This is a genomic window from Nonomuraea sp. NPDC050478 (assembly GCF_044458265.1).
GTDB lineage: Bacteria > Actinomycetota > Actinomycetes > Streptosporangiales > Streptosporangiaceae > Nonomuraea > Nonomuraea ferruginea.
This window is the reverse complement of the sequence record NZ_JBITHT010000016.1, coordinates 1-26,089: the sequence shown is the minus strand read 5'-3', so window position 1 is coordinate 26,089 and position 26,089 is coordinate 1. Positions and strand designations below refer to the sequence as shown.

23 protein-coding genes and 2 CRISPR repeat arrays (1 of these 25 cut by a window edge) are annotated in these 26,089 nt (G+C 69.1%); of the genes, 1 reads left to right on the top strand and 22 read right to left on the bottom strand.

The genetic code is table 11. The annotated features are described in order from the left end of the window. A CRISPR array of direct repeats spans positions 1-672; the repeat unit is 28 nt; unit sequence GGACCATCCCCGCGTGCGCGGGGAGCAC (it extends 271 nt beyond the left edge of the window). Between the two features lie 144 nt (positions 673-816). From cas2e to ACIBF7_RS44185, 11 genes are all read right to left on the bottom strand, one after another. Beyond that, the gene (cas2e, locus tag ACIBF7_RS44235; protein WP_397199829.1) at positions 817-1,167 is read right to left on the bottom strand and encodes a type I-E CRISPR-associated endoribonuclease Cas2e; all 351 of its coding nucleotides are present in this window, start codon (positions 1,165-1,167) and stop codon (positions 817-819) included. Continuing rightward, positions 1,164-2,120, bottom strand: coding sequence for a type I-E CRISPR-associated endonuclease Cas1e (gene cas1e / locus ACIBF7_RS44230; RefSeq protein ID WP_397199828.1), 957 nt, complete (start codon positions 2,118-2,120; stop codon positions 1,164-1,166). The genes cas2e and cas1e overlap by 4 nt, the downstream gene beginning before the upstream one ends. 2 nt (positions 2,121-2,122) lie before the next feature. Next, positions 2,123-2,812 (bottom strand): type I-E CRISPR-associated protein Cas6/Cse3/CasE, encoded by a 690-nt coding sequence (gene cas6e / locus ACIBF7_RS44225; RefSeq protein WP_397199827.1) that lies wholly within the window; start codon positions 2,810-2,812, stop codon positions 2,123-2,125. Then, a complete protein-coding gene (cas5e, locus tag ACIBF7_RS44220; protein ID WP_397199826.1) occupies positions 2,812-3,513 on the bottom strand; it encodes a type I-E CRISPR-associated protein Cas5/CasD in 702 nt (233 codons plus the stop codon). Before cas5e ends, cas6e begins: the two co-directional genes overlap by 1 nt. Next, entirely contained in the window at positions 3,510-4,697 is a 1,188-nt protein-coding gene (gene cas7e, locus ACIBF7_RS44215; protein WP_397199825.1) for a type I-E CRISPR-associated protein Cas7/Cse4/CasC, read from the bottom strand. Before cas7e ends, cas5e begins: the two co-directional genes overlap by 4 nt. Next, positions 4,694-5,347: a type I-E CRISPR-associated protein Cse2/CasB gene (casB, locus tag ACIBF7_RS44210; RefSeq protein ID WP_397199824.1), complete on the bottom strand. Its 654-nt coding sequence runs from the start codon at positions 5,345-5,347 to the stop codon at positions 4,694-4,696. Before casB ends, cas7e begins: the two co-directional genes overlap by 4 nt. Next, on the bottom strand, positions 5,344-7,032 hold the full coding sequence (casA, locus tag ACIBF7_RS44205; RefSeq protein WP_397199823.1) for a type I-E CRISPR-associated protein Cse1/CasA: 1,689 nt from the start codon (positions 7,030-7,032) through the stop codon (positions 5,344-5,346). The genes casB and casA overlap by 4 nt, the downstream gene beginning before the upstream one ends. Further along, on the bottom strand, positions 7,022-9,940 hold the full coding sequence (gene cas3, locus ACIBF7_RS44200; RefSeq protein WP_397199822.1) for a CRISPR-associated helicase Cas3': 2,919 nt from the start codon (positions 9,938-9,940) through the stop codon (positions 7,022-7,024). The genes casA and cas3 overlap by 11 nt, the downstream gene beginning before the upstream one ends. A 311-nt stretch (positions 9,941-10,251) precedes the next feature. Next, entirely contained in the window at positions 10,252-10,446 is a 195-nt protein-coding gene (locus tag ACIBF7_RS44195) for a hypothetical protein (RefSeq protein ID WP_397199821.1), read from the bottom strand. 220 nt (positions 10,447-10,666) lie between these two features. Further along, positions 10,667-11,731: direct repeats of the CRISPR family, unit length 29 nt; unit sequence GGGACCATCCCCGCGTGCGCGGGGAGCAC. Between the two features lie 143 nt (positions 11,732-11,874). Continuing rightward, entirely contained in the window at positions 11,875-15,903 is a 4,029-nt protein-coding gene (mobF, locus tag ACIBF7_RS44190) for a MobF family relaxase (protein ID WP_397199820.1), read from the bottom strand. Between the two features lie 265 nt (positions 15,904-16,168). Then, positions 16,169-16,384, bottom strand: coding sequence for a hypothetical protein (locus ACIBF7_RS44185; protein ID WP_364237760.1), 216 nt, complete (start codon positions 16,382-16,384; stop codon positions 16,169-16,171). A 1,049-nt stretch (positions 16,385-17,433) separates the two neighbouring features. On the opposite strand from ACIBF7_RS44185, the gene ACIBF7_RS44180 reads away from it, so the two are divergent. Next, entirely contained in the window at positions 17,434-17,874 is a 441-nt protein-coding gene (locus tag ACIBF7_RS44180) for a hypothetical protein (protein WP_397199819.1), read from the top strand. A gap of 82 nt (positions 17,875-17,956) precedes the next feature. Here the strand turns inward: ACIBF7_RS44180 and ACIBF7_RS44175 are convergent, their stop codons facing one another. The 11 genes from ACIBF7_RS44175 to ACIBF7_RS44125 all read right to left on the bottom strand — a co-directional run bounded on the left by ACIBF7_RS44175 (position 17,957) and on the right by ACIBF7_RS44125 (position 25,687). Further along, positions 17,957-18,442 (bottom strand): hypothetical protein, encoded by a 486-nt coding sequence (locus ACIBF7_RS44175; RefSeq protein ID WP_397199818.1) that lies wholly within the window; start codon positions 18,440-18,442, stop codon positions 17,957-17,959. A 512-nt stretch (positions 18,443-18,954) separates the two neighbouring features. After that, positions 18,955-19,587: a hypothetical protein gene (locus ACIBF7_RS44170; RefSeq protein ID WP_397199817.1), complete on the bottom strand. Its 633-nt coding sequence runs from the start codon at positions 19,585-19,587 to the stop codon at positions 18,955-18,957. A 204-nt stretch (positions 19,588-19,791) separates the two neighbouring features. After that, a complete protein-coding gene (locus ACIBF7_RS44165; protein ID WP_397199816.1) occupies positions 19,792-20,511 on the bottom strand; it encodes a hypothetical protein in 720 nt (239 codons plus the stop codon). After that, positions 20,508-20,813, bottom strand: a complete 306-nt coding sequence (locus ACIBF7_RS44160) for a hypothetical protein (protein ID WP_397199815.1) — start codon at positions 20,811-20,813, stop codon at positions 20,508-20,510. Before ACIBF7_RS44160 ends, ACIBF7_RS44165 begins: the two co-directional genes overlap by 4 nt. Positions 20,814-20,856: 43 nt before the next feature. Then, positions 20,857-21,204 carry a hypothetical protein gene (locus ACIBF7_RS44155; RefSeq protein ID WP_397199814.1) on the bottom strand — a complete coding sequence of 116 codons (348 nt, stop codon included), beginning with the start codon at positions 21,202-21,204 and terminating at the stop codon, positions 20,857-20,859. Between the two features lie 144 nt (positions 21,205-21,348). After that, a complete protein-coding gene (locus tag ACIBF7_RS44150) occupies positions 21,349-21,837 on the bottom strand; it encodes a single-stranded DNA-binding protein (RefSeq protein WP_397199813.1) in 489 nt (162 codons plus the stop codon). Between the two features lie 93 nt (positions 21,838-21,930). Beyond that, positions 21,931-22,119: a hypothetical protein gene (locus tag ACIBF7_RS44145; RefSeq protein WP_219546491.1), complete on the bottom strand. Its 189-nt coding sequence runs from the start codon at positions 22,117-22,119 to the stop codon at positions 21,931-21,933. A gap of 605 nt (positions 22,120-22,724) precedes the next feature. Further along, the gene (locus ACIBF7_RS44140) at positions 22,725-23,525 is read right to left on the bottom strand and encodes a hypothetical protein (RefSeq protein ID WP_397199812.1); all 801 of its coding nucleotides are present in this window, start codon (positions 23,523-23,525) and stop codon (positions 22,725-22,727) included. Between the two features lie 58 nt (positions 23,526-23,583). Next, the gene (locus tag ACIBF7_RS44135; RefSeq protein ID WP_397199811.1) at positions 23,584-24,189 is read right to left on the bottom strand and encodes a DUF4192 family protein; all 606 of its coding nucleotides are present in this window, start codon (positions 24,187-24,189) and stop codon (positions 23,584-23,586) included. Positions 24,190-24,263: 74 nt separating this feature from the next. After that, a complete protein-coding gene (locus tag ACIBF7_RS44130; RefSeq protein ID WP_397199810.1) occupies positions 24,264-24,503 on the bottom strand; it encodes a hypothetical protein in 240 nt (79 codons plus the stop codon). Continuing rightward, positions 24,500-25,687 carry an FAD-dependent monooxygenase gene (locus tag ACIBF7_RS44125; protein WP_397199809.1) on the bottom strand — a complete coding sequence of 396 codons (1,188 nt, stop codon included), beginning with the start codon at positions 25,685-25,687 and terminating at the stop codon, positions 24,500-24,502. The genes ACIBF7_RS44130 and ACIBF7_RS44125 overlap by 4 nt, the downstream gene beginning before the upstream one ends. Between the last annotated feature and the right edge of the window lie 402 nt (positions 25,688-26,089).

The window sequence follows — 26,089 nt, the reverse complement described above, 5'->3', positions numbered from 1 at the left end:
CTAGGCGAGGCGGGCCCTGTAGTCGATGAACTGGGGACCATCCCCGCGTGCGCGGGGAGCACGCCAGCGCCTCGGCAACCGTCGCGTTCTGGCAGGGACCATCCCCGCGTGCGCGGGGAGCACCGAGGAATGACCCTCTTGGCACCGTGTTGCCTGGGACCATCCCCGCGTGCGCGGGGAGCACCCTCTCGGGCACCATTCGGGAGGACGAGCTGCGGGACCATCCCCGCGTGCGCGGGGAGCACTCGACGTCGACCCCGACGCTGATCGTGACCGTGGGACCATCCCCGCGTGCGCGGGGAGCACGGCGCCCCGGCCTGGTATCAGCGGGCCGGGGCGGGACCATCCCCGCGTGCGCGGGGAGCACAAGAGGACCGGCGGCCCGCCGGGCAGGTCCGCGGGACCATCCCCGCGTGCGCGGGGAGCACATCGCCCGCTCGAGCGAGCGGGCGGCCGCGGCCGGACCATCCCCGCGTGCGCGGGGAGCACGGACGCTTCCACGTCGCGGACCGCCTGACGCAGGGACCATCCCCGCGTGCGCGGGGAGCACAACGCCACCGACGCCACGGGAGCGCGCACCTACGGACCATCCCCGCGTGCGCGGGGAGCACGGCCTCCGGGTCGGCCTCGATGCACGCTTGGAGGGACCATCCCCGCGTGCGCGGGGAGCACACTCGACGACCTGCAGGTTTGTCACGTGATCAAGCAGATTTCGAGCACTTTCGAAGAGACGGACATTCAAGGCAAATCCGCAAGAGGAGCCCCGATTGGGAGTTTCGCGACGTCGTAGATATGTCGTTTCCGCGCTGCCGCAGGTCAGCGTTGTCCGTAACGGCGTCGTTTGGCCGCCTTGCTCCAGTTGCGAGGTGGAGCGCTCGCGGCGCCTGGGCCCAGGTCCTTCGGCCGACGCAGCAGAATGAGACCCTCGTGATCGATCGGATGCCACTTGTGATCGTGGGTCTCGAACGTAAACCCCTGCTCGTTGTCGGTGGTGTACGCGAGAAGGGCTCGTCCCGTGTCCGCGTAATTTTGAACCTCCAGCCACAGGGCTTCCCTGATTCTGGCTGATGGCCCGCCGATGAAGACGCCCGGCGAGATCTCCATCAGCCATCGGGTGAGGAAACCACGCAGCCCTGACGGACATCGGGTCAGCACGATCACGGTCACCAGGGGACCTCGATGTCGTCCTGATCCGCGTAGTTGCGGCCCGACTCGACCTCTCCCTCGTCGCTCTGCAGCGTGACGATGTCGATGTCGTCGGGGTCGTCCAGCGTGGTCTCCTGGAGGAGCAGGTGCTTGATGTCGTTGACACAACGCTTCAGCAGAGCGCTCTTGTTGACGTGATCACGGATGGCTCTGCGCGTACGAGCGCCGATGTCTTCGATGCTCTCGGCGGCGACGTCGAAGGCGATCGGGATGGCGATCTCGGTCTTGTAGAGATCAGCGATGTCCAGGACGAAGGCGAGTTCGTGCCCGGAATGAATGAAACCGAGGCCAGGAGCGCAGCCCAAGGCAGTGACCGTGGTCTGGGCGATGCCGTACATACACTGGGCGGCTGCGGTCACCGCCTGGTTGGCGGGATCTCCGGCGTTGAATTCGCCGGGTACGTAGATCCTTCCGTTCCAGGGCACTCCTGTGCGCTGCGCTTCTCGCCGATAGGACTCCTTGACCCTGCGCCCTTCCCTCCCGAGCAGTTCGTGACGGGTCAGTCCGTCGGGGTTCTCGCCGGGGAAGCGCATGCGGTACATCTCACGGGCCACCTCCAGCCGGGTGCGACGGTTGGCCCATTTGGCCGCCTGCGCTTCCACCAGAGACGACGAGCGGTTCAGCGACCGCCCGCCCGAGTAGAAGCGCACGCCGCGTTCGCCCACCCAGACCACTCCGGCTCCGCAGTCGCCCAGCAGGCTCATGGCCTGGTGGGTGACTCGCGTGCCGGGACCGAGCAGCAGGGTGCCGATCGTGGCGGCCGGGATGTGGGTCACGCCCTGAGCGTCCTCGGCCGTTATGGCGTTGTCTTCCCGGTGTAGGACGCAGCGTTCCAGGTAGACGAAGGAGATGCGGTCGCCCATGCGGGTGAGTTCGCGTGGTGACGACGCCCCCCGCTGTCCGACCGTGGCCACCGCTACGCCTCTGCCAAGGTCATGAGGCCGCAGCCGTACGCTTTGCCCCGGCCGAGCCCTCGGGTGAGGGTACGGCTGAGCGCTTCCGGGTCGGTGACCTCCAGGCGACCGTCGAAGGTGACCGTGAGCAAGGTGACCGGCTTGGCGTTGCCGCGCTTCTTGAACGTGAGCTGACGCCGGTCGTGGATGACGAGCTCATGGGAGTCGTGGCCAGGTATGAGCTGGTGCTCCGCCGGCTTCTCGATCACCTTGAAGCCGGCGCTCTCCTGCCGTTGCAGCAGCCAGTCGATCTGGTGCTTCTGGCTGACGTGTGCGGTGAGCTTGGTGGGCTCTTCAGCGTTGCGGCGAATGCTGTGCACCGGGTTGGCGGTCAGCCGGAAGGCCCATCGATTGCCCTTGGCGAGCCGAGACAGCAGCGCTTGGTAGTCATAGGTCTGCCAACGCCCGGTTTCCGGCCAGCCGGCCTGCTCCACCAGGTGGGTGAGATCGGGCTTGTCCGGGCTGACGATGTAGAGGCAGGTCTCGACCTTGCTGTTGCGGTCGATCCGCCACAACACCCGCGGCCCCTCTTCGTTCACGGGCGGGATCTCGGCGAACGAAGACATCACGGCGGCGTGGAGGGCCTGAGGTGAGGACAGCAGCTTGCGCGCGCCCACGCGGGCGGTGTTCAGGCGAAACCGTGTCAGATGCATCAGGCACCTTCCAGTAGGGAGGTGGGATCGTGAACCGGCAGGGCGACCGGGTTGGGCACGCTCACCGGGATCCGGCGCACGCCTCTCAGCGCATAGCGGCGATGCAGGGGATCGAAGCTCAGCGGCTGGTCACGCAGGCTGTCGCCACCGCCTTCGGCGGGGGTGGCCTCGACGAGGATTTCCAGGTCGATCTGCTGGTCGTGACGGCGGCGACGCTGGTGCCAGGGGGCTGCCTGCCAGGGCACGTCTCTGAGAGCTTGTTCGAGGGCATGCTCGTGGTCGGCGCCGAGTTCCAGCGGGCGTGCCGGAGGGCACGAGCGACGTCCGAGGTAAGGCAGGAACACCGGGCAGCGCAGCGCGGCAAGCAGGTCGTCGATGAGTTCCGCGTCGCCTTCTACGCCGGCGACGAAGACGGCGTCGGCCAGGTAGTAGCGGTCGGAGATCGGCTGGGCGTCACCGGTGGCGAAGTGGTGGGCTGTCTGGAAGTCGCGCAGCAGCACTCCACGCTGATCGGTGCGCACGCCGAATCGCAGCGCCGCCAGGTCGGCGAGGTCGTCGGTGCGTTGCCGTCCCAGGGCCGCCGCCAGCAGACCGATCACGCCGCTCTTGGTGGGTGCCGCCTCGGTGGAACGCCGGGAGAACCTCGAGGACGCCCCCCATGACTGCAGGGGCCCGGCGAGCCGCATCAGCAGGACGCTCATCCCTGGCCCTGCCTCCCGGCGATCTCCTCGCCGACGGCCGCCACGAGCTCCGGAAGCGATACCTCGATCCCGAGGTCGGACAACGCCTGGGTGTTCTTGCCGACCCTCATGACCCAGCTCGGCGCGTCGTTCGCGACCCCGTACACCTGCTCGACCTCGGGGAGATAGGAGGCCAGGGCCTGGGCGGCGTGGCGCACGTGCCCGCCGGTCTCCGGCTCCGCGCGGCAGGGCTCCTCGAACGCCGCCACGGCGTTGATCGGGCGCGACGATCGCACCTTCACCACCACCGCGTCGGGCAGGGTGTGGTTGCCGAAGGTGTTGATCTTTCCGGTGGGCAGGGACGTGATGAAGCTCTCGACGAAGGCTTCTGCGGCCCGGCGCACGGGCTCGGTGACGGGTTCGTCGTCGCGCAGGCCCTTGCCGAGGTTCTTGCGCAGGAGATCGACGTCGACCGCGGCGTACCGGTAGAGGGTGGCGGAGTTGAACTCGACGGTGCCGATCATGCCCGCGCCCAGGTCGTCGGTGTCCCTGTTCTTGTAGTCGTCGACGGCGGTGTAGTAGTCGGACTCGATGTCGGCCTGGTGGACGCTGATGGCATGCGCCACCTGGGCCGCCGCGTCGACGTTGACGTCGGCGCCGTCGGCGACCATGCGGCCGAACAGCGCGATGTCCACCGAGTGCCGGGTGTTGGCGATCTGCCTGGCTTCCTCCTTGACCGCCTTGTCCTTGAAGAAGTCCTTGCCGGCACCGCGCGCCTTGATCGCCAACGCGGCCAGCCCGTCCAACTGGTGGGCGCTGAGGAACATCAGGTATTTGGACTCAGGAGCGGGAGGCCCCTCGGCATTCGCCTTGGCGCGCTTGGGCGGCTCGATCTTCGATCCCGTGGCCACCTGAATCGTCTCGGCGGCCAGTGCCCACGCTTCGGTCGTCTCGACGGACTCGTCGATCTTCCGGATCCGTTCGGTCAGCAGTTCGGCCACCCTGCGGGTGCGGACCCCGAGCTCGGCCGGGTCCAGCATGTCGTGGAAGCGCCGCCGGGTGGCGCGCTTCCATGCCTGGCTGGACACCCGGGCGCGGCGGACACCGCCGTAGGTCGCGGTCTTCGGGGTGCCGGTGTCGTCGCGGTTGAGGCAGCTCGGCGGGACGGTGTGCAGCACGTGCAGTTCGAGGATGGTTCGTGTCATCGTGCTTCCTTCTCGGGGGATGCGGCGTTGTCGGCGCCGGTTTCTGTCGGTGACGTGCGGCGGCGGTAGGCATGGAAAGCGCGTCCCCAACGTTCACGTACGCGCCGCATGCCGTCGGGATCCTGGGCGAGGTAGAGCAGCCGCGCGAGCAGGGCGTAGTCGAGTTCGATGGAGTCGCGGCGCAGCAGCGTGACGATTTCGCGCAGGCGGTTGGCCAGCGCCTGGCGGGTGGTGGCGGTGCCGAGGCGGACGAACCGGCGCCTGATCGTCTCGTCGATGCCGTCGTCCGGCATCAGGCGGCGGACCGCCTCCCCCAGGTCGACGCCGTCTTTGTGCATTCCCTGGCTGTCCTGGGACTGCTGGTGGAGCGCATACAAGGTCACCGCGAGGAAGAGCGCGGCCTCCGCCCTGACCGCTTCCTTCTCGGTCAGGTCCCGCTCTTCGTACAACCGCTCGATGCCGCAGACTCCCCACAGCTCGGGCACCTCTTGCGGCAGCTTGCCCGCCCCTCGGCGCAGCTGCGCGAGGGTCGCCACCGCCCAGCTCTGGTCTTTCAGGTAGCCCTTCTGCAGCTCGCTGATGTAGGCGCCGGCGCTGGAGCCTACGAGTTCGGCGATCTGGCGGGAGGCCGCGGGAGCCGTGATGGTCATGACTGTGCCTCGGCTTTCTGTAGCTGGCCGGTTCCTTGATCTCCCCCGGGTATGGCGGCCATCGGCAGCGCCCTGCGTAGGCGGAACCGGAAGGACAGATCGGCCTGGGACGCGCTGAGCCAGAAGGGGCGTCCCTTCACCTCGATGACGCGCCCCTCCCAGGCGGGGTCGCCCGCCGCAAGCAGAAGATCGCCGGCGAGGCGGCTGATGAGACGGTGCGCCTGGCTCTGCCAAGCGGCCCTTCGCTCCTCCGGATCATTTTGAGGGGTGAGGTGCCTCAGCCAGTCCCGGAACGGTCCATCAAGTGTGCTGAAACCAAGAGACCGTGCGGCTTCCTTGGCCGTGTCGGTTTCGGCTCCCGCTGCTCGGGCCAGGTCTGCGGCGAAGTCGCCGAGCACGGTCACCGCGTCCTCGGCGTCGCCGACGGCGTTGATAGCCGTCTGCCCAAGGCGTTGATCCTCCTCGTACAGCAGCACCAACGGCATGGCCACCGCGTCATCGATGATCTCGTCGATGACAGACTGCTGGGTGCCGTACTCCGCGCCGAACAATCGCGCCCGGATCAGCAGGTCGAGTGGCAGCTCACCTTCCACGGCCAGCCGGGCGGCCCAGCCGAGAATTCTGGGCCGGACAACCTGCGCAGCTTCCTTGCGCTGCTCCCAGCCGGGGGCGCGCCCGGTGACCAGGGCACCCAGGCCGCGCCACGCGCTGCGGCTGCGATCATGCTCGCGGGGCATATAGACCTGCGGCAGGCCGAGCTTCTTCTCCTGGGCCTCGCTGCGCCGCCAGCCGGTCATCGGCTCGTACTGGTGCATGTTGTGCGCGTCCAGCGGATCTCCGTACGAGAGGATCGCGCCGAAGACGCCTTCGGCGTCGAAGGCCAACCGGATGCGGCGGGACTGCCAGGTGTACAGATCGCGTAGACCTGCCGGTCGCCGAGCGAGTTCGAGTTCATCGGCCTGGCCCGGCCCTGTGGGTGGGCGTCGCCAAGCGGGTCGGTCGTGTGCGGCGTCGATCCGCAGATTGTCAGTGTCGAAGGCGACGAGGTTGAGCAGCAGCGTCTGCTGGAGGTTGGCGCCCTCGATCAGGACACCGCCCAATCTGCCTGCCCAAGCGACGCCGCGGGGGTAGGCCTTGCCTCCCTTGACCAGCGGGTCTCCCACGACACCGGTCTTGATGCCGGAGGTGTCGTAGGCCTGGGCGTGCACGACCCAGCGGGCTGCTTCCGCGTAGCTCAGCCGATCGACACCGCGGGCGCGCATGGTGAAGAAGGGCGCCCCGTTGGGGACGTCGGCCACCAACCGGTCCAGGGATGTCATGTCCCCTCTGGTCGTCTGCAGACCGGAGGTCTGGAAGAACGGCTGACCGGGGTCGAGCAGATCGAAGCGATCCCGGTGCTGATCCAGGTAGCCGTGGACGCGCTCGACGGGGAGCCCCGCATCCCAGAACTCCTGCCACTCCTCCAGGTCTAGCGGACCGTCGATCGCGTCGTGAACGATCGCCAGCAGCAGCCGCAGCAGCGCGAACTCCTGCGTCGGAACGTCCCCGACCAAGCGGCGGAGCTCGCCCGCCTGGGCGAAGACCTCCCGCAGGGAGACCTCCTCCTCGCGGCCGTCCCGGCGCTGCACCGGGAGCCACCGCTCGCGGGTCAGGTCGAAGGACGGTGCGGCAGAGTCATTGAGCACGAGTCACCTCCAAACCATCAGCAGGGGTGTAACGCAGGTCGAAGCCTGCCAGTCGGCGGCGACAGTTTTCGTCCAGCACGAGAATCAGCTCGCCCGCCAGCCAATGGGACTCCTTGGTCTGCCATGCCGAGATGTAGTCCTTCTCCAGCTCCTCGATCGCCTGGTCGAGGACTTTCGGAAATGTGAAGGCGAACGGCAGCCGCAGACCGCATCCGGCCACGATCTGTGCAAGCTTGCGGTCGGGCGGAGAGTCGACGGAAAGCTCCAGCCCGCCTCGTCCCCTCGTGAGATGGGGCAGGGTGACAAGTGCGCCGTCCGGGCGGCGCTGGACGACGAGCACTTCCAAGCTCTCTCGGCTGTCGCGGACCTGGGCGCGGCCCTTCCGCGTGTCGTCGGCGTCACCGACGCCTGCCTCCAGCCAGCCGAGCAGCGGCCGACCTGGTCGTCCTTCAGCCGCGATCTGAAAATCGAGCGCCCTTTTGTGCTGGTCGGCGTGATGGAGATCTTGCTGCCGCCGCGCCTGTTGGAGAGCCTCCTGCCACTGTGACGGCCCGACCTCTCCCGCGCCGTAAGCCTGCTGTACAAGTGCGCTGATGTCTTCGGGCAGCCGTACGACGTGGTCGGTGTCGGCAGCGCCGGACAGGTACGGCTCCAGCACCGCGGCCGAGCGCAGCAGAGCATGCCTGCGGTAGACGGAGACGGACCCGGACACCGGCTCGACCGGGACCGTCGTCCAATCCACGCCAGTCACCAGACAGCGCGCGGTACGCAGCCGTGGCGGGCGATCGCTCTGACCTTCACCTCGTCTGTGCCGATGTGTCCTGCCCATACGCTGCAGTAGGAGGTCGATGGGACACAAGTCCGACACCAGGAGATCGAAGTCGATGTCGAGGGATTGCTCGGCCACTTGGCTCGCCACCACGATGTGCGGCCCGCTCGGGCGTCGGTCCTTGCCGGGCTCCGGTGGGCCGAAACGGTCCAGCAGATCGGCGTCCTTGGCAGCGCGATCCAAGTCGACGAATCGGGCGTGCGCCACGGTCACGTTCTCTGCGCCGAACCGGCCCCGTAAGAAGGCCGCGGTGTCCAGCACGCGGTCGACGGTGTTGCGCACGACGAGCGCACAGCCGCCGTCCGCGAGTTCCTCGGCCAGCCGGTCGCCCAAGACCATCAGATCATCGTCGAGCCGTTCCACATGCACATCGGCCCTACGACCGGAGGCGTCCACCGTCTCAGGTGCGTGCGGCCGGCCCGGTTCGACAGCCGTGAGCAGTGGGTAGCCCTCGGCAGCTTCGATCCGCGTGAAGTCAGTGATCGGTTCGGTCGTCCCGGCGTACGCCTCGGCCAGTTCACGCCTGCGCCCGGCCGGCAGAGTCGCGGACAGCACGATCACGGGCACGCGGTAGGCGCCCAGCCACGACAGCACCCGGTCCAGGTACGAGTTCATGTACGTGTCGTACGCATGAGCCTCGTCGATGATGACGACCTTGCCCGCCAGCGCTAGGTGCCGCAAAGCCAGATGACGGCTCTTCAACCCCATGAACAGCAGCTGATCGATCGTTCCAACGACGAACGACGCCAGCATGCCCTTCTTCCTGCCGCGCAGCCAGTGATGGGCCACCATCGCGGCGGAGCTGACGGCGCGATCCTCCTGCGGACGGTAGTCATCGGCACGGCCGTCGACGTCAACGGCGAGGAGGGGGCGGACGCCGGAGCGCGCCATCCTCGCGTAGTGCTCGTTGAGAGCCGCCTTGGAGTGCGCCAACTGCACCGAACGGACCAGGGTCTCGGCCTGCTCCCCAGGCACCCGCTCCAGCCACTGCAACATGCGCGGGAACATGGCGCTGCTCGTGGCCATGGTCGGCAACCCGACGAATAGGCCACCAGCACCGGATCGGGCGGCGAAGACCTCGGCCACCGCCAGCGCCGCCTCAGTCTTGCCCTCCCCCATCGGCGCTTCGATCATCATGAGGCCCGGCGCCGACATCGACCGCGCGACTTCGACCGCGCGTTCCTGTACGGGCCGGACACGAGCCCCGTCCGGTAGCCGAAACCGCGAGAAGATCAGTTGCTCTGCCTCGCCGGTGAACTCGCACGCCCGCCAAGGAGACGGCAGGCCCAACGCGTGCCAGGCCCTTTCGGCCCGCTCGCTCTCGCTCCTCCCCCACGCCTCCGGCGAGTACGGAAACAGGTCGGCGTCGCTCGCGATCCAATCGGCCACGATGACCAAACCGGTCAACAGGACCTGCGCGGGCTGGGACAGCTTGACCGCCGCCCAGTCCGGCAGTCTGCCGACGACGCCACACGCTTCGGCGCAGCGATCCAAGATCTCCCATTGCACCTGCTGCCACAGCGCGGCACACGCCGGAGTACGCACCAGATGCGAGTGCGAGTCCAGATCTCGGATGCTCTCGTGGGTGGGCGGGACGCCATGGTGCCCGCCGGCGATAACCGTGAACTGATATGTAGCCGAACGTTTCCAGCCATACCGCTCGACCAGCCAGTCACGCAGAAGCACCTGCCCGGCAAGACCGTGAGGGGCCAACTTCCTATCGGGCATCCGGCTGTGCAGCGACATATCCAGGCCGGCCGATCTCATCGCATCGGCAAGTGACTCCACCTGGCAGGCGAATGCCGGAGTCGCCTTCCCGATGTCGTGAGTGGCGGCCAACCAGACCGCGAGCCGACGCCCGTCTTCCAGGCCGCCGGGAAGCGGTTCAGCGATCACCTGCTTGACCTGAGCAGGGAGCCATCGGTCCCATAGCCGACTCGCAACCGTACCAGCGTCTGCCAAATGCCGCCACAAAGGCAGCCATTCGTCTGTAGAACGATCATGTTTCGCCCAGACCGAAACTATGGCTTCCGATAGGCCGACATTGAAGAGGTCCGGAAATTGCTGATCGTTCTGCACGAGGGTATTAAAGGTCATGATCTCGCACGACGCTTAGCAAACGATGAAATTTCCCGAACATCCTGTTTGAGCGGCGGTGCCACCTCACGCACATGTTCGCCATGTTCCTTACATAGGAGCACAAGCCGCCCAGAGGTGCCACCCAACGACTTGGTGCAGGGCGGCTCCCCTTGGCTGTCCCCGCATGCACGGGGAGCACTTCATAGCGCCACTTCCTGTGGGGCCATCCCCGCAGCAGGCGGGGAGCACATCGAGATCAGGCGGTCGAACCGTCTGCCGTGATGTCGCGCCGCGGCTCCTGACATATCTTGTCAGTTGTTACCCGACCCTCTGAGTACCGCCATCGCCCAGAGAAGTCCAGCACCGGCAGCCGCACCACTCGCCAGCAGCGTCTGCGGCAGGCCCACTCCGGACATGTGTGTGAGTATGCCCGCGGCCGTGCCGACCAGGGCCGCGAATAACAGCAGCACAAAGGTTACAAGATTGAGTGGATTGGAGTTCTCCATACGCACCTCTTCTCGCTAAGGGTAGCTTGCTCCACTTCCTGTGTTCGCGTGAAGTGGTGGAGGGACATTAACACGGCCACTAGATCTCGGGAGATGTTTCGGGGAACCCCTCTGTCGGTCCGCTGTAAACGGCCACCAGGAACTTCAGGTCGGCGGCCACTCATGCCAGGGCGCGTGCGCGGGAGCACCGCCCTCCTCGCCACCATGGAGGTGCCCTGATCGGACCATCCCCACGTGCGCGGGGAGCACTTGAGCGCCTGCTCGACCTGCCAGTCCAGCTCGGGACAATCCCCGCTGCGCGGGGAGCACGTAAGCCATCGTTCTCCTTAGAAACCCAGGCGGGGAGCATCCCCGCGTGCGCGGGGAGCACGCCCTGTTGGCGGAGATGGGATGGTGCTTGATGGGACTATCCCCGCGTGCGCGGGGAGCACCGTCGAGGCGGGTCACTTGCGCCGTCCGAGGAGGGACCATCCCCGCGTGCGCGGGGAGCACGGCGCAGCCGAGGAATAGAGATAGACGCTGTGGGGACCATCCCCGCATGCGCGGGGAGCACATGTTCTTCACGACCTGGATGACCTCGGGCGCGGGACCATCCCCGCGTGCGCGGGGAGCACAGGCCGTCCGGGGAGGTCCTAGGCGAGTGGATGGGACCATCCCCGCGTGCGCGGGGAGCACAGGCCGTCCGGGGAGGTCCTAGGCGAGTGGATGGGACCATCCCCGCGTGCGCGGGGAGCACTCGGAGATGTCGTAGACGCCGGGGATCACGTCGGGACCATCCCCGCGTGCGCGGGGAGCACGGTGACATCGCCAGCACCTCGGCGGACCTGCTGGGACCATCCCCGCGTGCGCGGGGAGCACAGCATGTTGAACCGCTGCCAGGGGCTGGGCGTGGGACCATCCCCGCGTGCGCGGGGAGCACTACGGGCTCCTTTACGCTCAACGCCTCCCTGGGGGACCATCCCCGCGTGCGCGGGGAGCACGCCCCTACGGACGTGATCTGGAACCGCAGATCGGGACCATCCCCGCGTGCGCGGGGAGCACGGACGCCTTCGGGTCGGCGTTGATCCGGGCGAGGGACCATCCCCGCGTGCGCGGGGAGCACTCCGGCACCGTCACCGACGGCACCCTGTACACCGGACCATCCCCGCGTGCGCGGGGAGCACCTGCGCCACATCGGCACCAAATCGGACAAACGGGGACCATCCCCGCGTGCGCGGGGAGCACCGCCGGGCTTTGTCGTTTCCGAGCCTACTCCTGGGACCATCCCCGCGTGCGCGGGGAGCACTCTTCCTGACCTGGCACGATACGGCCGCCTGCCGCTGTTTTTGAGCACTTTCAGAGAAACCGACATTTCGCATATTTGGAAGCTCCGAGGCAAATACCGACAATCGACGTTTATCTTCGCTTACACCAACTCCTCGCGGACCATCACCTATCGTGCCCTTGATCGCGGCTTGCTTTCTCCCGGTCGGGCAAACGGGATTTCTCCATCTGACGTTCAGCATGACGGTTACCAAGCTGGTCTACGCTTCGCCCTGAACGAGACTCCGCGGCACGCTCCAAGCGGACGGCATCTTCAACACCGCGCCGTTCAGGAGACAGCGTCCTGCGCCGGGCGACTTCCTGCTCCACAGCAGCATGCTCCCGTCGCAACAGCACTCGGTATCTGCGAGCGGCCTCCGCCCGCCGCTCGGCATCAACCACATCCTGGGCACGAGCACCACGTTGCGCAGCGGTGAAGTCTCGATCCAGGTCATCACGACGGCGCCGTACCAGCGGCCAAGCGACCTTCGGTGGTGCCTGTTCAGCCGCCTCCTGGGCGGCCTGCCGCAGCTCCGGCATACTCTCGGCGAGAGCATCACGTCGTTGCCGCAGCTGCGTCCGCTGTTCATCCACCCCCCTCAGGGCGGCTTCCAACTCGCGACGGCGTGATCGTTCCCATGGTCGCAGCGTGCCGAGTTCACCGACGAGGTCATGCTCACGCTGACGGAGTTCATCGAGTTCTCGGCTGTCCGTCGCCGCTGCGATCGCCCGACGTAGTCGCCCAGCGGCCGATGACGCCGCCTCGATCCTTCGGGCCTGCTCGTTCAAACGATCCCGCTTGGCGATCAGCTGAGTCTCGACAGCGCCACCGCCGGCTTCGGCGAAGCGCCGGCGATCCCGCTCGGCGGCCCGGAGATCGGCTTCGGCAGCGGTGATCTGCCGGTTCAGCTCGTGCAGGCGCCTGTGCAGTTCGCCCTCCGCGAGCAACCCCACCCCGTACTGCGACTGCGCCAAGGCCAACGCAGCCGCCGCCCGCCGCACCGCGACCAGCGCCTCACGCTCAGCATCGCGTTGCGACCGGCCATCACCAGGCTCCGAAGTGACCTCGTCAACGCGAGACACCTGCCGGCCGGTGTCACGCTGGTTGTCCCGGTCTCGGCTGATTCCAGGCTGGCGTTCGCCTGCCGAGCGCTGGGCGACCGGCTCGGGCTCGGGCGTGAGGAACTTGTCCGTACGGTCGCCTCGTAACGTGGCGGCGTAGGCCGCCATCGCTCGCTGCAGTTCGTGATCCTCTCCCCTTACCTCGCCATGACGCGCCCGATCTTCGTCAGCTTCCAGCAGTTCCAGCGGCAGGTACAAGCGGGCGGTGGCGCGGTCGCGGGCCATCGCCGAGTACAGCGTGTGCGGGTCCAAGCCCATGCCGTAGACCAAGGCGTACTCGGCTGTCAGCCCCTGAGCGGCGGCCACCGTCATCGCCGTCCCGTACGACAAACCACCCTCGGCGATGAACCGCCGACTGATCCACTCGGTGGCCAGGGCGAGCCCGTCCGGGCCGGTGTGACGCCACTCGACCTGCACCTGATCGCGCGCGTCGATGGCCACCACCGTGCCGCGGTAACCGTTTAGCACGTTGAGCTCGCCCTCGCCGCGCCGGGCCCGGTAGTCGTTGCGCCGTACGCGGACGTGATCCCCGACCGCCAGGGTGATGTTGCGGCCGCCGGCGATCCGGTAGGTGCGCTCCGGGCCGGTGATCTCGCCGAGTTCGCGTCGCAGGGCCCGAGCCGCGAGGTTGAGCCGTTCGACGGCTTCGTTGGTGCCGGCCAGGACGAGCACATCGGCGAGTTCGTCGTGCACCGCCTCGCGGTCGCCGGTCCGATAGGGCTGCCTGGCGTGCGCCCAGTCGGCGATCAGCCGGGCCATGGTGTCGTCGGCACCGCGCCCGGAACGCACCCGCTCGCCCTGGCTCCACACGTGCAGGGCCTCACCCCGCTGGTGGGCCCGCCACAGCTCCAGGGCTTTGCGTTCCAGCGGATCTCGCTGGCGGCGGTTGTGCCGCAGGGTCAGCCCGCCGATCTGGCGGTGCACCGTGCCGAAGCCGCCGCCGATGCCGACCGCGCGCAGTTGCAGCGGGTCGCCCACGAGCACAACTTTGGTGCTCCTGCGTTCGGCCTCCTGCAGCAGCACGGCCAGTTCGCGATCGTCGACCATCGCGGCCTCGTCGACCACCAGCACGTCCACCCCGCGCAGCCCTCGCCGCTCGGGATCGCGGATGCGGCGCAGCCAGTCGGCGACGGTATGGGAGGCGATGCCGGATTCGGCGGTCAGGTTGGCAGCCGCCACCGCGGCGGTGGCCGCGCCGCGCACCACCAGGCCGCGCGCCTCGAACGCGGTCTTGACGGCCGCCATGAGCGTGGTCTTGCCTGCGCCGGCCACCCCGGTGATCGCCTCCACTCCGTGCCCGGCCATCAGCACCCGCTCCACAGCGGCGCGCTGCTCGCCGGAGAGTTCCACGGCGTTGCCGACCTCAAAGGCGTCGATGGCCATGCGCACGGTCCGGGCGTCGAGCACGGCCACGCCGCTGTCGTACCTGCTCCGTGCGCTGGCCAGGATCGCGTTCTCGGCGTCCAGGACGTCCTGGGAGGTGAAACGCTCCGCGTTGCTCAGGTGGCTCGCCCCGGATTCCGGTAGTTCCACGGCGGGGGCGTGCCGCAGGACCTCGTCGGTGAGCGCCTCAGCCTCGGCTACGCCGGCCACTCCGTCGGGCAGCGCGTCGATGACCGCGGCCAGCACATCGGCGCGGGTCACCACCTTGCGGTGCGCGGTCAGCCCTCCTCCGGCGCACCAGATCCAGGCGGCGACCTGCTCCGCGCTCGGCCGCGGCGGCAGCTCACCGCCCTGTCGGCAGGTTCGTACCAGGGTGTCCGCGTCGATGCCCTCGGCTGCGAGCTGGCGGCGCCAGTCCGCCCGCAGGTCGACCTCGTCGGTGTCGTCCTGTTTGCGCTGGCGGCTTTCCGCGGAAGCCACCTTGCGGGCCTGGCGCGAGGCCTCGTCGTAGGGCTTGCCGAACCGGGCCAGCAGGGCCTTGACCTGCCCGTCCCGCTTGGAGAACAGGACGCGTACCTGCTCGGGGATGGCCGCGATCTCCCACGCGCCGGTGTGCGGGTCCCGGATCCAGGAGATGCCGTACCGCTCGGTCAGCACGCGGCGGATGCGGGCCTTGAGGAGGGCGTCGGCGGCGTGCGCGTGCCGGTGGATGTCCCGCCCGCCGGCGGCGATCGCCGACCACCGGCCGTCGCCGCGGCCGCGCACCATGTTGGCGATGGTCACGTGGGCGTGCAGGTGCGGGTCGGGTGCCGCGCCGTCCACCGGCCGGGCGGTACGGTGCCACATCACCCATCCGAGCAGCCCGGTCGACTCCTCCCGATCGGCTACCTGGCCGTCGCCTTGGTGGCCGCGCAGACCGTAGGCGGCCCAGCCCTCCACCGCGCCCACCGTCTCGACCACGGCGTCGGCGAACACCGTCTCGAGCTCGGCGGCGAACTCTCTTCCGGCCAGCCCGTACAGCACCGACAGGCTCTTGGTGACGTCCAGGGTCAGGTCGTAGCCGCGGTTGCCGACGCGTACCCGGGACTTGCGCCACCGGCGTGCGACGGCCAGTTCGTCGGCTGTGTACGCCTCCCCTACGTCGACGCCGGCGGCGCGGGCGACCTGCTCGATCTCGGTGACCGTCATGAGATGGGCCTCGCCCTGGCGGGCGATGCCGCGCGCCATGCGGGCCACGCGCCTGGCCACCGCGGGCCGGTCGGATAACCGCTCCTGCACCGTGGTGCCCTGCTCGGCCGCGGCCGCTTCCAACGCCGCCAGGAGCGGTGCGGCAGGCAGCTTGGCGCGGGGGTCGACCTCGTGCTTGGCGGGCACCAGAACCTTGCCACTCCAGGGATGCACGCCGTCCATCAGCGCGCGGGCCGTGGCGTACTGGTCGGGGGTGAGCGGGGTCTGCGGGATGATGCCGAACTCGTGCAGGCCTTGGCCGATCCACATCAGTCCGCGTTCGTCGGCCAGCCGGTAGGTGAGCTGCTCGTGCGGTTGCTGGGGCGTGCCCTGGGCCTGGCCGTCATCGCGGTGCGCGCCGCATCCGGCGCCGCCCTGCAGCCGGTACTCCACCTGTTCCATGGAGGGTCCGATCACGCTCACCCAAGCCAAGGTGATCCACCTCCCCTGGCGGCCGGCACGGCTGCGGACCAGGCGCGAACATCGCAGATACCTTGGTCCAAGGACATGATCAGGTTGCGGAGAAGTGAGATAGATCGTCAAGATCATGCTGGTTGCAGGTGGGTTGGCGGCAGGTAAGGATTTCGCCGCGCTGTACTCCCCTGCGGGATGAGGGATGAGATTGGGGCGCGGATTCCCCGAGATCGTGTGCTTCCGCGCCCTCGCCAGGCACACGGCCGGCTCCCGCTTATCGGTCGGACGGGGTGTGGGTGCCCAGCACGCGCCGCCTGAACCTGCGCGGGGAGGTGGGACAGGCGGCAGGAACACCACGCCGGTCGTCGCGCTGGATACTGACTACGGCGGCGCCGAACCCGACGAGTACGAGAACGCCGAGGGCAATACCCGCTGCGGCGATGAGAGTGCCCCAATCGAGGGCGATGGTGCGGAGGAAGACGTTGCGCATGGAGGGCTCCTGTCTGCTGAAGGGGCCGCTTGCGTGAGCGGCGCCCGCCTTGGGTGTCCCGGCAAGGGCGACTTCGCAGGCGAAGGAGCGAAGGACAACTTGCCCGTCAAGATGTTTTGCGCAGCAAAAGATCTTGAAAGGGGCGGGTTGTCCGCAGTGACGGCCTGCGAGGCTGACCTGGCTCGGGACGCCAGCCCGGGGGACGCGGAGATGCCGCCCGCGCGCCAGCGAGCCGCAAAACAGACGGCCGTGTTCGAGGCCAAGGCCGGGCTTGGGATGAGCCGAAAGCGCCTGGCCAGACCGCACGGCTCGCACCTCGTCGCGTGCGCCTCAGGGACGAGCTGGTCAGTGGAGAAACTTCCGGCCGGTGCCGACCGTACGGTCTGGCTCACGCTGAAGAGATGGTTCGGGCCTCGGCGGCGGGAACGGAGGGGGATGGCGGGGTAACGCGCGGAGCGGAGGCGTAACGGAGACGGAGCGCCAGCGAAGCCTCCGTGAAGCCGACGTGGAGCGCGCCGTGCACAGGGTCGGCCGCAGGCCGATCGTGGGCGACGCGAGCGCAGCGAGCGCCCTGTGCGCGGAATGGCCTGCTGCCGCGCCCGCTGCGGCGAGGTAGGTCCGGGTCGGCGAGTAGTGACGACGGCGCCCAGCGGACCGAAGTACGGCGGCGCGCGGTAGAAGCGGCCGGCCTGGAGGGGCGGGCTGTGCTCTGGACTGAGGAGCGATGGAGCGAAGCGACTGAGCGACGAGGGAAGAGCGCAGCCTCAAGCGCCCCGATACTGGCCGGCCGCGGTACGGCGGCCAGCCGGCCCGGATAACCAGTCCTCCCCGCCAGGCAGTGGGCCTACTCGATCGCTCATGGCGCGGCTTCCCCTGTGATTAAGGGTGAGACCTTCTGGCGCATCTGTTCGATAATCAGGTGAGTGAAGCTCAAGCGCTTTGAGATCATGAGCTGGCCGTCCGGGAGAGGACGGGCGGCGCCAGCCTGGCGCCGCCGTGGTCGGCCGCGTCCGTGAGCCCTTCGCCCCGCCTGCCTCGAAGGAGATCCCGTGCCCACCTCCCTGTCCCAGGTACGTCTGCATGCCGACCAGGACGGCCACCGCTACGAGCTGACCCTGACCGTCGACGGTGACCGGCTGCACATCGAGATGCGCGGCAACGACGCCGACGGCCAACTACTCGCCGACTTCAGCACAGCCGAGCCCATCCCGGAGGCTCACCTGCCGGTGCTCGTCCAACTGCTGGCCGGCGGCCAGGCCGCGCTCGCCGGAAACCGGCGGACACCGACGCTGCAGGAGCGGCGGCACACACACAGCAACTCGCACCGCCCCTGGACCCCCGACGATGACCAGCGGCTCAAGGACCTGGCCGCGGCTCCTGACACCACCATCCGGGATCTGATGCAGGTCTTCGGCCGCAGCCGCGGCGCCATCCGCTCCCGGCTGGAGAGGCTGGGCATCGAGCTGGGCGGCGACACGGACAAGGGCTGAAGTACCGCCTTCCCGTGTTCGGCGCTGCCTAGGAACGGCGTGGCGGAGCTCGTACCGTCCGCCACGCCGCCCTCGGTTGGCCTTACGCGGTCGTCGTCAGGCCCTCCTGCGCTCGCTGCGCAGCCTTGGCCGAGGCGCTGGCGAGGATGTCGGGCAGGTGCTTCTTGACGAGGGTGCGCAGGCGGCGCTCATCGGTGCCGAACCGGCTCGCGACCTCGCGCACCAGCGGCTCGACGTCCGCCAGGTCGGGGGTCGGCTCGGGCAGGACGCCGGCCTCGTCCGCGCGCCTGAACAGGCGCTCGAACTCGCGGCACCACTCCTGCCGCTCGCCGAACTCCTCCATCTCCTCACGGCTCATCGGCAGTGCCTTCAGCACGTCTTCCGCGTGCCGTGGGTAGGCCTGCACCTCTGGATCGGTGAGGAGGAAGCGCACCAGCGGGTCCTCGGAGGCGGCCAGCTTCTGGTACGCCTCGGCCTGCTTGGTCTTGTCCGCCTTCTCCACCTCTCGCAGGGCGGCGTCCCGCTTGTCCTGCGCTTCGAAGTAGGCTGCGACCTGGTCGGGAGACATGGTGTGGTCCCATTCCGGAACCGGATGTGCGCGGTACACGCGGTCGGTCTCGATGCGGAGATTCTGGTCGCGATGGCGTCGAAGAACGCCTTAACCTCGGGCAGCATGATGGAGAGCTCTCCTTCTTCCCGTGCTGATGGATGGGCTGCCGGAGAAGGGGTTAAGGGGTGAGGGCCCGGGCCGAGGCGGTGGGCTTCCCCTTCCGGCGAAGAGCCGACAGCGGCACGGCGAAGCGACCCGCGATCGTCCGGTTCTGCCTGCTTCAAGAAGTTTTGCGCCAGCAGAAGATCTTGAAGCAGGCAGAACTCGCCCACGGGGACCCGCAGAGCGGGGCGAGAGGACGGTCGCGGGTCGCGCCACAGTGCCGCAGGCTGCGAAGCCGGAAAGGAGAAGACCGGAGTGCCCGGAAGCCGCACCCCCGGCACCCTGAGGAGGGCTGCCATATCAGCGGCGTGGAGCGGGGACATGCTGGACGGCCGCTGGTGATCGCGGCCGCCAGCACACCCTGAGGCTCAGTGCCGGGTGGCGGTCCTGTCCTCGTCGGTGAAGCCGTACCGCCCGCTGCGGCTGCCCCGGCGGACCATCTCGCCCGCGGTGGACAGCGCTGTCTGGCTGAGGTCGTGGTCGTAGTGGATGGTGGTCTCCTGCCGGATGCCGAGCATGCCGGCGAGCCTGGTGACGTAGGAGCCCGCGCCCAGCAGGACGAACACCCACTTGCGTTTCTTGGCCTGCAGGTCCTCGATCCAGGCACGTAGGCGCGGTGCGTCGTAGCGGTGGGAGGAGTTCTCCGCGCCGTCGGTCAGGATGACCGTGATGATCTCCTCGGGGCGTTCCGGCTTGGGCAGTGCCAGCACCAGGGTGCGGGCCCGCTCAATGGTGTCGCCGATCGCGTCGAACAGGGCGGTGGCGGCACGCGGCTGCAGCCGGATCTCCGGCACCTCCGCCAGCTCCACGTTGCTGAAGACGAGCTCGCCGACGTCGTCGAACTGGTACAGGGTGACGGTGGTGCGGCCGGGCACCTCCCGCTGCGCTTCTAGGAAGGCGCGCAGGCCCGCCTCGGTCTGGGCCGTGATCGGGTGCATGGACCCGGAGCGGTCCAGGACGATCTCGATGTGCCGCCAGCGGGCGGCGGTGTCGTCGGTCACCGCGTTCTCCTTCAATGGGCCGGTGCGGCGAGCCGGGGTGGCCCGCGCTTGGGCCGCATCAACCACGGGTTCCAGGCGCGGGGGCGGCCGCGCCGGCCGGGCTTCGGTGGCCGCGCCCCCGCGCCGGGGTTCCGTGGTAGGCCCAAGCAAGCGCGGGTCCATCCGGCACGGGACATCCGCCCGGAAGTCAGCCAGCGGCGGAGGTCAGGCGGCCTGAGCGCGGCGGCGTAGCTCGGCCAGCGGCAACGGGCGCGTCACGCCGGCCCGTCGTCGCTTGAGGATGGCGACGTCGCCGAGTTCGGCGCGTAGCCGGCTCTCTTCGTGCTCGGCACGCAGGAAGCGGTCGGGATGCGTGCGCAGGTGGTGCAGCCATTGCCGCTGACCGGCCCGTACGCAACTGCCGCCGCAGTTGTTGTGCCGGTAGCCCTGGTCGTACAGGCGGGGCGGGCGCAAGCCCAGCGCCCGGGCGGTCTGCAGCATCTGTCCCTGGGTCAGGAAGGGCGGCTCGGCCATCGGGAAGCGCACCCGCCACGGTGCCCAGCCCCGCTGGATGCCGGGGATACGGCGTCTTTCGGACCAGTCGATGCCGACGTACACGATGGTGGTCCGCGGGTCGGCGTGGGCGGTGAGCCAGTCGCGGCAGGGCTTCTGCTTCAGCCAGTACGAGCAGGGGGCGATCCTGGCGTTGCCCAGGAAGCGGACGTCGGCGAACACCTCGAACGGGGTGCGGCCGTCGCAGACTACGGTGAGGTCCACGCCGAGCTGGGCGGTGGCATCCCGGTTGAACCGGTACAGGTCGTCGTCCTCGACGAGGGTGTCGGCGAACAGCAAGGTCAGCCGATCGGTCCCGTGCTCGGCCGCGACGCGCTGAGCGGCCGCCCAGCTGCCGATGCCACCGGAGAACTGGACCACATGGCGCATCATGCGAGCTCTTCGGGCGACGGCCTCCGGGGCCAGGACACGAGCTTGCCCTGTGCGATGGCCTGCCGGCGCAGCCGGACGCAGGCGGGGCACAGGGCTTGGCGCTGTACGAGGGGATCGCCGCGCCGGGCCGGATTGCCGTCGGGGTCGACCGGGGTGCCGGTGGCTTGGTGAATCAGGACAGACACGGCGTTGTCGGGATCGACAAGGAGCGGCCGCATGCCGCACCGGCAGCATTCGGTGATCAGAAGCATGTGCCCCTCGAACGGGAGCGGCTCGTGCTCGCCGGGGTCGCTCACGGACATGCGGGATCGGCCTCCTTCGGCGTGTGGGCGTGAGTTCGGCAGGTCACAGGTCCGCCCACCCGTCAGGCATATGCCGGATGTGGCGGATTTCGTTGGCGGTGCGGACTTTGAGCAGCGCTCCCCCTTCCCGGACGGCCAGCACGACGGCGGGGCCGCGGCCCGGCACCGAGAGGATCTCCCCGCAAGCCGTGGGACGGCCGGGAGCGGGCGTTGGGGCGTTGCCAAGCACGGAGGCGAGTTCGCGCTCGTCGATGTCGTCGCTGAGCAGGCGAGCCAGCTCGGCGATGACATGCAGCAGAGCGGGGCGCAGATCCGCGCCCGGGTCGTTGAGCACGGCGCCGACGAAGTTCAGCAGGTCCGTCAGGTCCGCGCACGTCGAGGTGGACATCATCGGGGAACGTCCTCCACAAGGAGACAGGAAGCCGCCGTGCCTGCAGATGGCGGCTGGGCCGGAGGCACGGCGGAGGGAAAGGGGTCGTGCAGAAGGCGCGGTGCGGGGCCCGCCCGGAGGGAAGCCGGGCGGGCCCGCCGGATGTCAGAAGTCCGGCTCGTCACCTGCCACCGCGCCCGCGGGAACCGGCTCGCCGTTGGCCTGCTGCCGCTCGGGGAATGAGCTCTCCCACGGGTTGTCCTGCGGCGGAGTGTTCGGGCGGTTGCGCCGGGTCTTGTTCACCTGGGCGGTGGCGTGGCGCAGGGACGGGCCGATCTCGTCGACCTCGATCTCGTAGACGGTGCGCTTGTCGCCGTCCTTGTTCTCGTACGAGCGCTGCCGGAGCCGGCCCTGGACGATGACGCGCATGCCGCGGGTGAGGCTCTCGGCGGCGTTCTCCCCCGCCTGCCGCCAGACGTTGGCGGTCAGGAAGAGGCTGTCGCCGTCCTTCCACTCGTTGGTCTGGCGGTCCATGTACCGCGGGGTGGAGGCGATGCGGAACCGGGCCACCGCCTGACCTGTCGGGGTGAAGCGGAGCTCGGGGTCGTCGACGAGGTTGCCGACGATGGTGATGACGGTGTCGCCTGCGGCCATGATGATTCCTCCTTGTGGCGTGGTTACTGCGGGTTCCGAAACGAGGCGGGACGGGAGGCGGCGGGGGCCGGAGCCCCCCGCCGCCCGCGTGGGCTAGTAGGGGATCTCGTGGTCGGCGACCGCGGACTGGCGGTAGGCCTCGACGGCCTCGCACACGCACCCCAGGCAGATGCGGCCACCGTCGAGGGTCTTCCAGCTGTGCTGGAGGGTGACCTCGTTGCCGCAGCGGGTGCAGGCGGTGATGTCGGTGGCGTAGAGGGGGAGGTCGAGGCTGAGTCGCATGTCCGGCTCCTTCCGTACGGTGCCCCTGCTGGGCGGCCGTTCCGCGTTTCGGTGAGGGAGGACACGCAGGTGGAAGTGACGGAAGGCAAGGCGGCGGCCGCGTACGGGCTAGATGTTTTGGCGCCCGTTCCTGCTCTTGCGCCAAAAGATCTTGACCGTACGGGGTGAGCGCAGCGAAAGCCGCCTTGCCTGGAGGAACGTGCCTGCGAGGCTGACCGGTCCGAAATGTGGGGCGGGTGACCGGCAGGGACATACGGCAGGGCCTGCCATCGGCGTCAGATTCGACCGCTCAATCGCACCCGCCTCAGCCACCGTCTCGGGACTACGGCGACGTGCTCACCCGGCTCGGCCGGGCCCGAACGCGTCCGCTGTCCAAGCGGCTCGGTGAGCGGCTCGATCGGTCACTGTCGACATGAGCGCGTGCGCCGCGCGACGGAGTTGTTCACGAACAAGGCCGGCCTGGGCGTAAGAGAGGGCGAGAAGATCGCTTGCCGGCACGATCCTGGGGCGGCGCGCTCAGGATCGCCCAGATGAACGATCACCATGGCCATCACAGGCGGCACGCGCGCGACGGTGACTGGCCGACAACGCGACTGCTCGTCGGCTCATGCCTCCAACGGAGCCGGGGCAGCCGGTTGGTGGCGTGGGGCGGCAAGGTCGTGGGCGGAGCGGGCCAGCCAGATCATGATCAGGACGCTCGAGACCACACCGAGAGCCTCGACGGCGCTTCCCTCGTCCGGGAACGGCAATGCCGCCAGTATCAGGAAGATCGGCGCCACCAGGGCGGCGATGCCATACGCGACGGTCGCCGTCCACCAGCGGTCGTCGTACCCTTGGGCCCGCAGAACCAGCACCGTCCAGGCCAGAACGGCCACGCCGCAGATCAGCTCCACCCCACCCGGGACGGGCCAGCCGACGAGGTCGAGTACGCCGATGACGGTGAAACCGCCGTACCCGAGCACCCCCGCGCCCCGCATGTACTGCCGGTCGCCGCCCAGCACCCGCATGAACAGCAGCACGACCACCCACATCGCCGCAGTGTCGAGCACGGACGCAACCGCCCAGACCAACGACGGGGCGATGTGAACCAGCCACGTCGTAGCCGCCGCGACGTAGAGCGCCACGGGCAACCACAGGGTGTTCCGGTCCTGCTGGGGCGGCCCCGCCAGCGGCCCGCGCAGGATCTGCCAGATCCCCCATGCCCAGGACAGCCCGGCTACGACCAGGAGGAGCACGTTCTGTCCTGTCGCCGCGACGCCTTCGGTCACGGTCGCGAACAGCGTCAGCCACCACAACGGGCCGAGGTCGCCAGAGATCAGGGCGATGACGACGGCGACCGTCAGCGCGGCGCCGTACGAGGCGGTGACGCGCACGGCGGGCAGGGCTGAACGGTGACGAGGTAACACGGGGCGCTTCCTGTGAGGTTCGTTGGACATGGGAGCGAACGCCTCACCCTACAAGCGATCATGAGGATTCGAGGTAGTCGGTCAGGGTCCACTGCAACGGCTGGAGCCATCCCGGCCCGGGCGGTCCCATCAGGATGTCGATCTCGTCGAGCGTGGGCATGCGGTCACGAAGCACGCCCGGAGGCACATTGAAGTGCAGCGCCATCTGGAGCAGCAGGGCCATCGAGTAGAAGGGCTCCTTTGCCAAGACCTTGTCGACGGCGCGACGGGCGACATCCCGCTCGCCCAGGTTCCACGCGGCGCAAGCCAATAGTGAGCCGACCGGGGCCAGGAACGCGGGCTCGATCCGATCGGCCACATCGAGCAGCACGGCGGTCATGACGACCGGCTCGACCTGCGAGGCCAGCCAGGCCTCGTCGCGGACGCGGACGATCCGCAGATCCATGCTGAGGCGGATGGCGGTGGCGTCATCCACACTGCCGCCCTCCCGGTAGCGGCTGATCGTCTGGTGCAGCCGGGTTCGGGCTTCGTCCACGATCTGGCCGGTCGGCGGCTGGGCGCGCAGTTGGTCGGCGAGTTCGGTGGCGAGCCGGCGGGTGAGGTGCCGCAGCCATGTGGCACGGTCTCCGGCCGGCTGGGGAACGGGCAGGTTGGTCGACGTCATAACGGGCTCCTTGTTGATCGAGCCGCTGTCCGGGGAACCGGTCCCTCCGGACGGCGGAGATGACGCGAAAGGGCTCATGGGTGGTGGGCGATGGCCGCCTCGTCGGGGGTGCGGCTGAAGACCAGGTCGTCGGCGTAGGCCGACGCGGCCCGGTCTTCACCGAGGAACCAGACGCGCTGCCGGCCGAGGTGATTGACGGTGTCGATGCGGGCCAGGACGGGCATCCACCCGCCGCCGGCCGGGGTGTCGCCGGCGGCGAGGCGGACGAGCCAGCCCGGCTCGATGGTCCGGGCCAGCCGGTAGTCGCCGGTCATGCCGGCGCCGGATGGTGTCCGAGGCCGAGTGCGGCGCCCAGCTTGGGGCCAAGCTCCAGCGCGTCGCGGACGGCGGGCAAGGCGCGGCGCTGCCAGCCCTCCAAGGCGACGGGCAGGTCAGCGCCGTGGCGCAGGTGCTGCGTCAGCGCGGCGACCAGGGAGGTGGCCTGCTCGATGCCGTTGTTGGCGCCGCGGGCGGTGTTGGGCCGGACCGGGGCCAGCGCGTCGCCCAGCAGGACGGCGTGGGCGTGGCGGCCGACCGGGTAGACCATCCGCTCGGGCGGGGCGATGTCGACGATGGGGGCGGCGGTCCAGGCCGGAGTGGCCTCGATGATGTCGGCGGCCGTGGTGGGCAGCAGTTGCCGTGCGTGGCCGGTGACGTGCTCGCGGGCGTACGGGGTGATCTGGTGCGGCAGGACGTAGGTGCGGCGGGTCGGCTCGGCGTCCAGCAGGGTGTGGAACTCCTGCTCGGAGTGGTTGAGGTAGAAGGTCCAGTCGGTGGCGGTGCTGCCGTCGCGCTGCAGGATCGGGAACAGGTGGAAGCCTGCGCCGTACGGTTCGAGACGGGTGTAGTCGCGCAGGTCCTGCGGGAGGATCGGTGCTTGGCCGCGCCATGCGACGTATCCGCCGTAGCGGAGCTTGCGGTCCGGGTCGAGCAGGCGGCGGCCGATCGAGCGGCGGCCGTCGGCAAAGACCACCAGATCGGCGCTGATCGGATCGGCGTCGGCGATCTGCAGCTGGGCGCGGCCGTCGGGGCCGGAGGTAAGACCGTGGACGCGGCTGCCCAGGCGCAGCCATCCCTCGGGCAGGCGCTGCAGCAGCGCGGTGTTGATCAGGTGCCAGGCGGTGGAGCGGCCCGGGTAGAAGGTGTGGGTGCGGCCGGCCTCGCAGCGGTCGGCGACCTTGACCGCGACCACGCGCTCGCTGGTGAAGGGGACGAACTCGTGCTGCGGGACACCGATGGAGTCCAGCACGTCCAGGGCGCTGTGCTCCAGGCCGATGACGCCGCCGGCCTGCGCGTGCAGGCGAGGGGAGGCGTCCAGGACGGTGACGTTCGTCAGGCCGGCCTGGTGGAGTAACAGGGCCAGGGTGGGGCCGGTGATGGAGGCACCGACGATGGCGATCGCAGGCTGGTCGTCGGACTGGGAGGACGGTGCGGGGCGCGCGGGGGCGAGCGAGATCACGGCAGCTCCTTGCCGGGTTGGCTGATGGGCTGCCGGATGGGGGGCCTGGTGCCGATCTGGCCGAGGCGGCGGGGCTTCCCCTTCCGGCGGCGGCCGTCAGCGACGCGGGGAGCTGCGCCCGCAACCGTGCGTGGCTGGCGGTTCCAAGATGTTTTGCGCCAGCAAAAGATCTTGGATCGCCAGGCCTCGCCCTCCGAAGGCCCCGCTATGCGGGGGCGAGAGCAGGGTTGCGGGAGCGGCGATCGTGTCGCAGGCTGCGAAGCCCGGAAGGGGAGACCGTCGTGCTAGTCAGGGCATGCCAGGCAGTCCCGCGTTCCGCAGCTAATCCGTGATCCAGGGCATGTTCGGGTGCGAAACCGCAGGTCGGTGGCTTGCGACTTTGTGGAAACGGCGGAAGGCCCT

What these genes read in the sequence shown, in the direction of transcription:
- ACIBF7_RS44145 (WP_219546491.1), bottom strand. Translation starts at nt 22,119, where the DNA reads ATGCGACTCAGCCTCGACCTCCCCCTCTACGCCACCGACATCACCGCC.
- ACIBF7_RS44135 (WP_397199811.1), bottom strand. Translation starts at nt 24,189, where the DNA reads ATGACGTCGACCAACCTGCCCGTTCCCCAGCCGGCCGGAGACCGTGCC.
- cas7e (WP_397199825.1), bottom strand. Translation starts at nt 4,697, where the DNA reads ATGACACGAACCATCCTCGAACTGCACGTGCTGCACACCGTCCCGCCG.
- ACIBF7_RS44130 (WP_397199810.1), bottom strand. Translation starts at nt 24,503, where the DNA reads ATGACCGGCGACTACCGGCTGGCCCGGACCATCGAGCCGGGCTGGCTC.
- casB (WP_397199824.1), bottom strand. Translation starts at nt 5,347, where the DNA reads ATGACCATCACGGCTCCCGCGGCCTCCCGCCAGATCGCCGAACTCGTA.
- ACIBF7_RS44160 (WP_397199815.1), bottom strand. Translation starts at nt 20,813, where the DNA reads ATGTCCGTGAGCGACCCCGGCGAGCACGAGCCGCTCCCGTTCGAGGGG.
- ACIBF7_RS44165 (WP_397199816.1), bottom strand. Translation starts at nt 20,511, where the DNA reads ATGATGCGCCATGTGGTCCAGTTCTCCGGTGGCATCGGCAGCTGGGCG.
- ACIBF7_RS44175 (WP_397199818.1), bottom strand. Translation starts at nt 18,442, where the DNA reads ATGTCTCCCGACCAGGTCGCAGCCTACTTCGAAGCGCAGGACAAGCGG.
- cas6e (WP_397199827.1), bottom strand. Translation starts at nt 2,812, where the DNA reads ATGCATCTGACACGGTTTCGCCTGAACACCGCCCGCGTGGGCGCGCGC.
- cas5e (WP_397199826.1), bottom strand. Translation starts at nt 3,513, where the DNA reads ATGAGCGTCCTGCTGATGCGGCTCGCCGGGCCCCTGCAGTCATGGGGG.
- ACIBF7_RS44150 (WP_397199813.1), bottom strand. Translation starts at nt 21,837, where the DNA reads ATGGCCGCAGGCGACACCGTCATCACCATCGTCGGCAACCTCGTCGAC.
- ACIBF7_RS44195 (WP_397199821.1), bottom strand. Translation starts at nt 10,446, where the DNA reads ATGGAGAACTCCAATCCACTCAATCTTGTAACCTTTGTGCTGCTGTTA.
- ACIBF7_RS44185 (WP_364237760.1), bottom strand. Translation starts at nt 16,384, where the DNA reads ATGCGCAACGTCTTCCTCCGCACCATCGCCCTCGATTGGGGCACTCTC.
- ACIBF7_RS44155 (WP_397199814.1), bottom strand. Translation starts at nt 21,204, where the DNA reads ATGATGTCCACCTCGACGTGCGCGGACCTGACGGACCTGCTGAACTTC.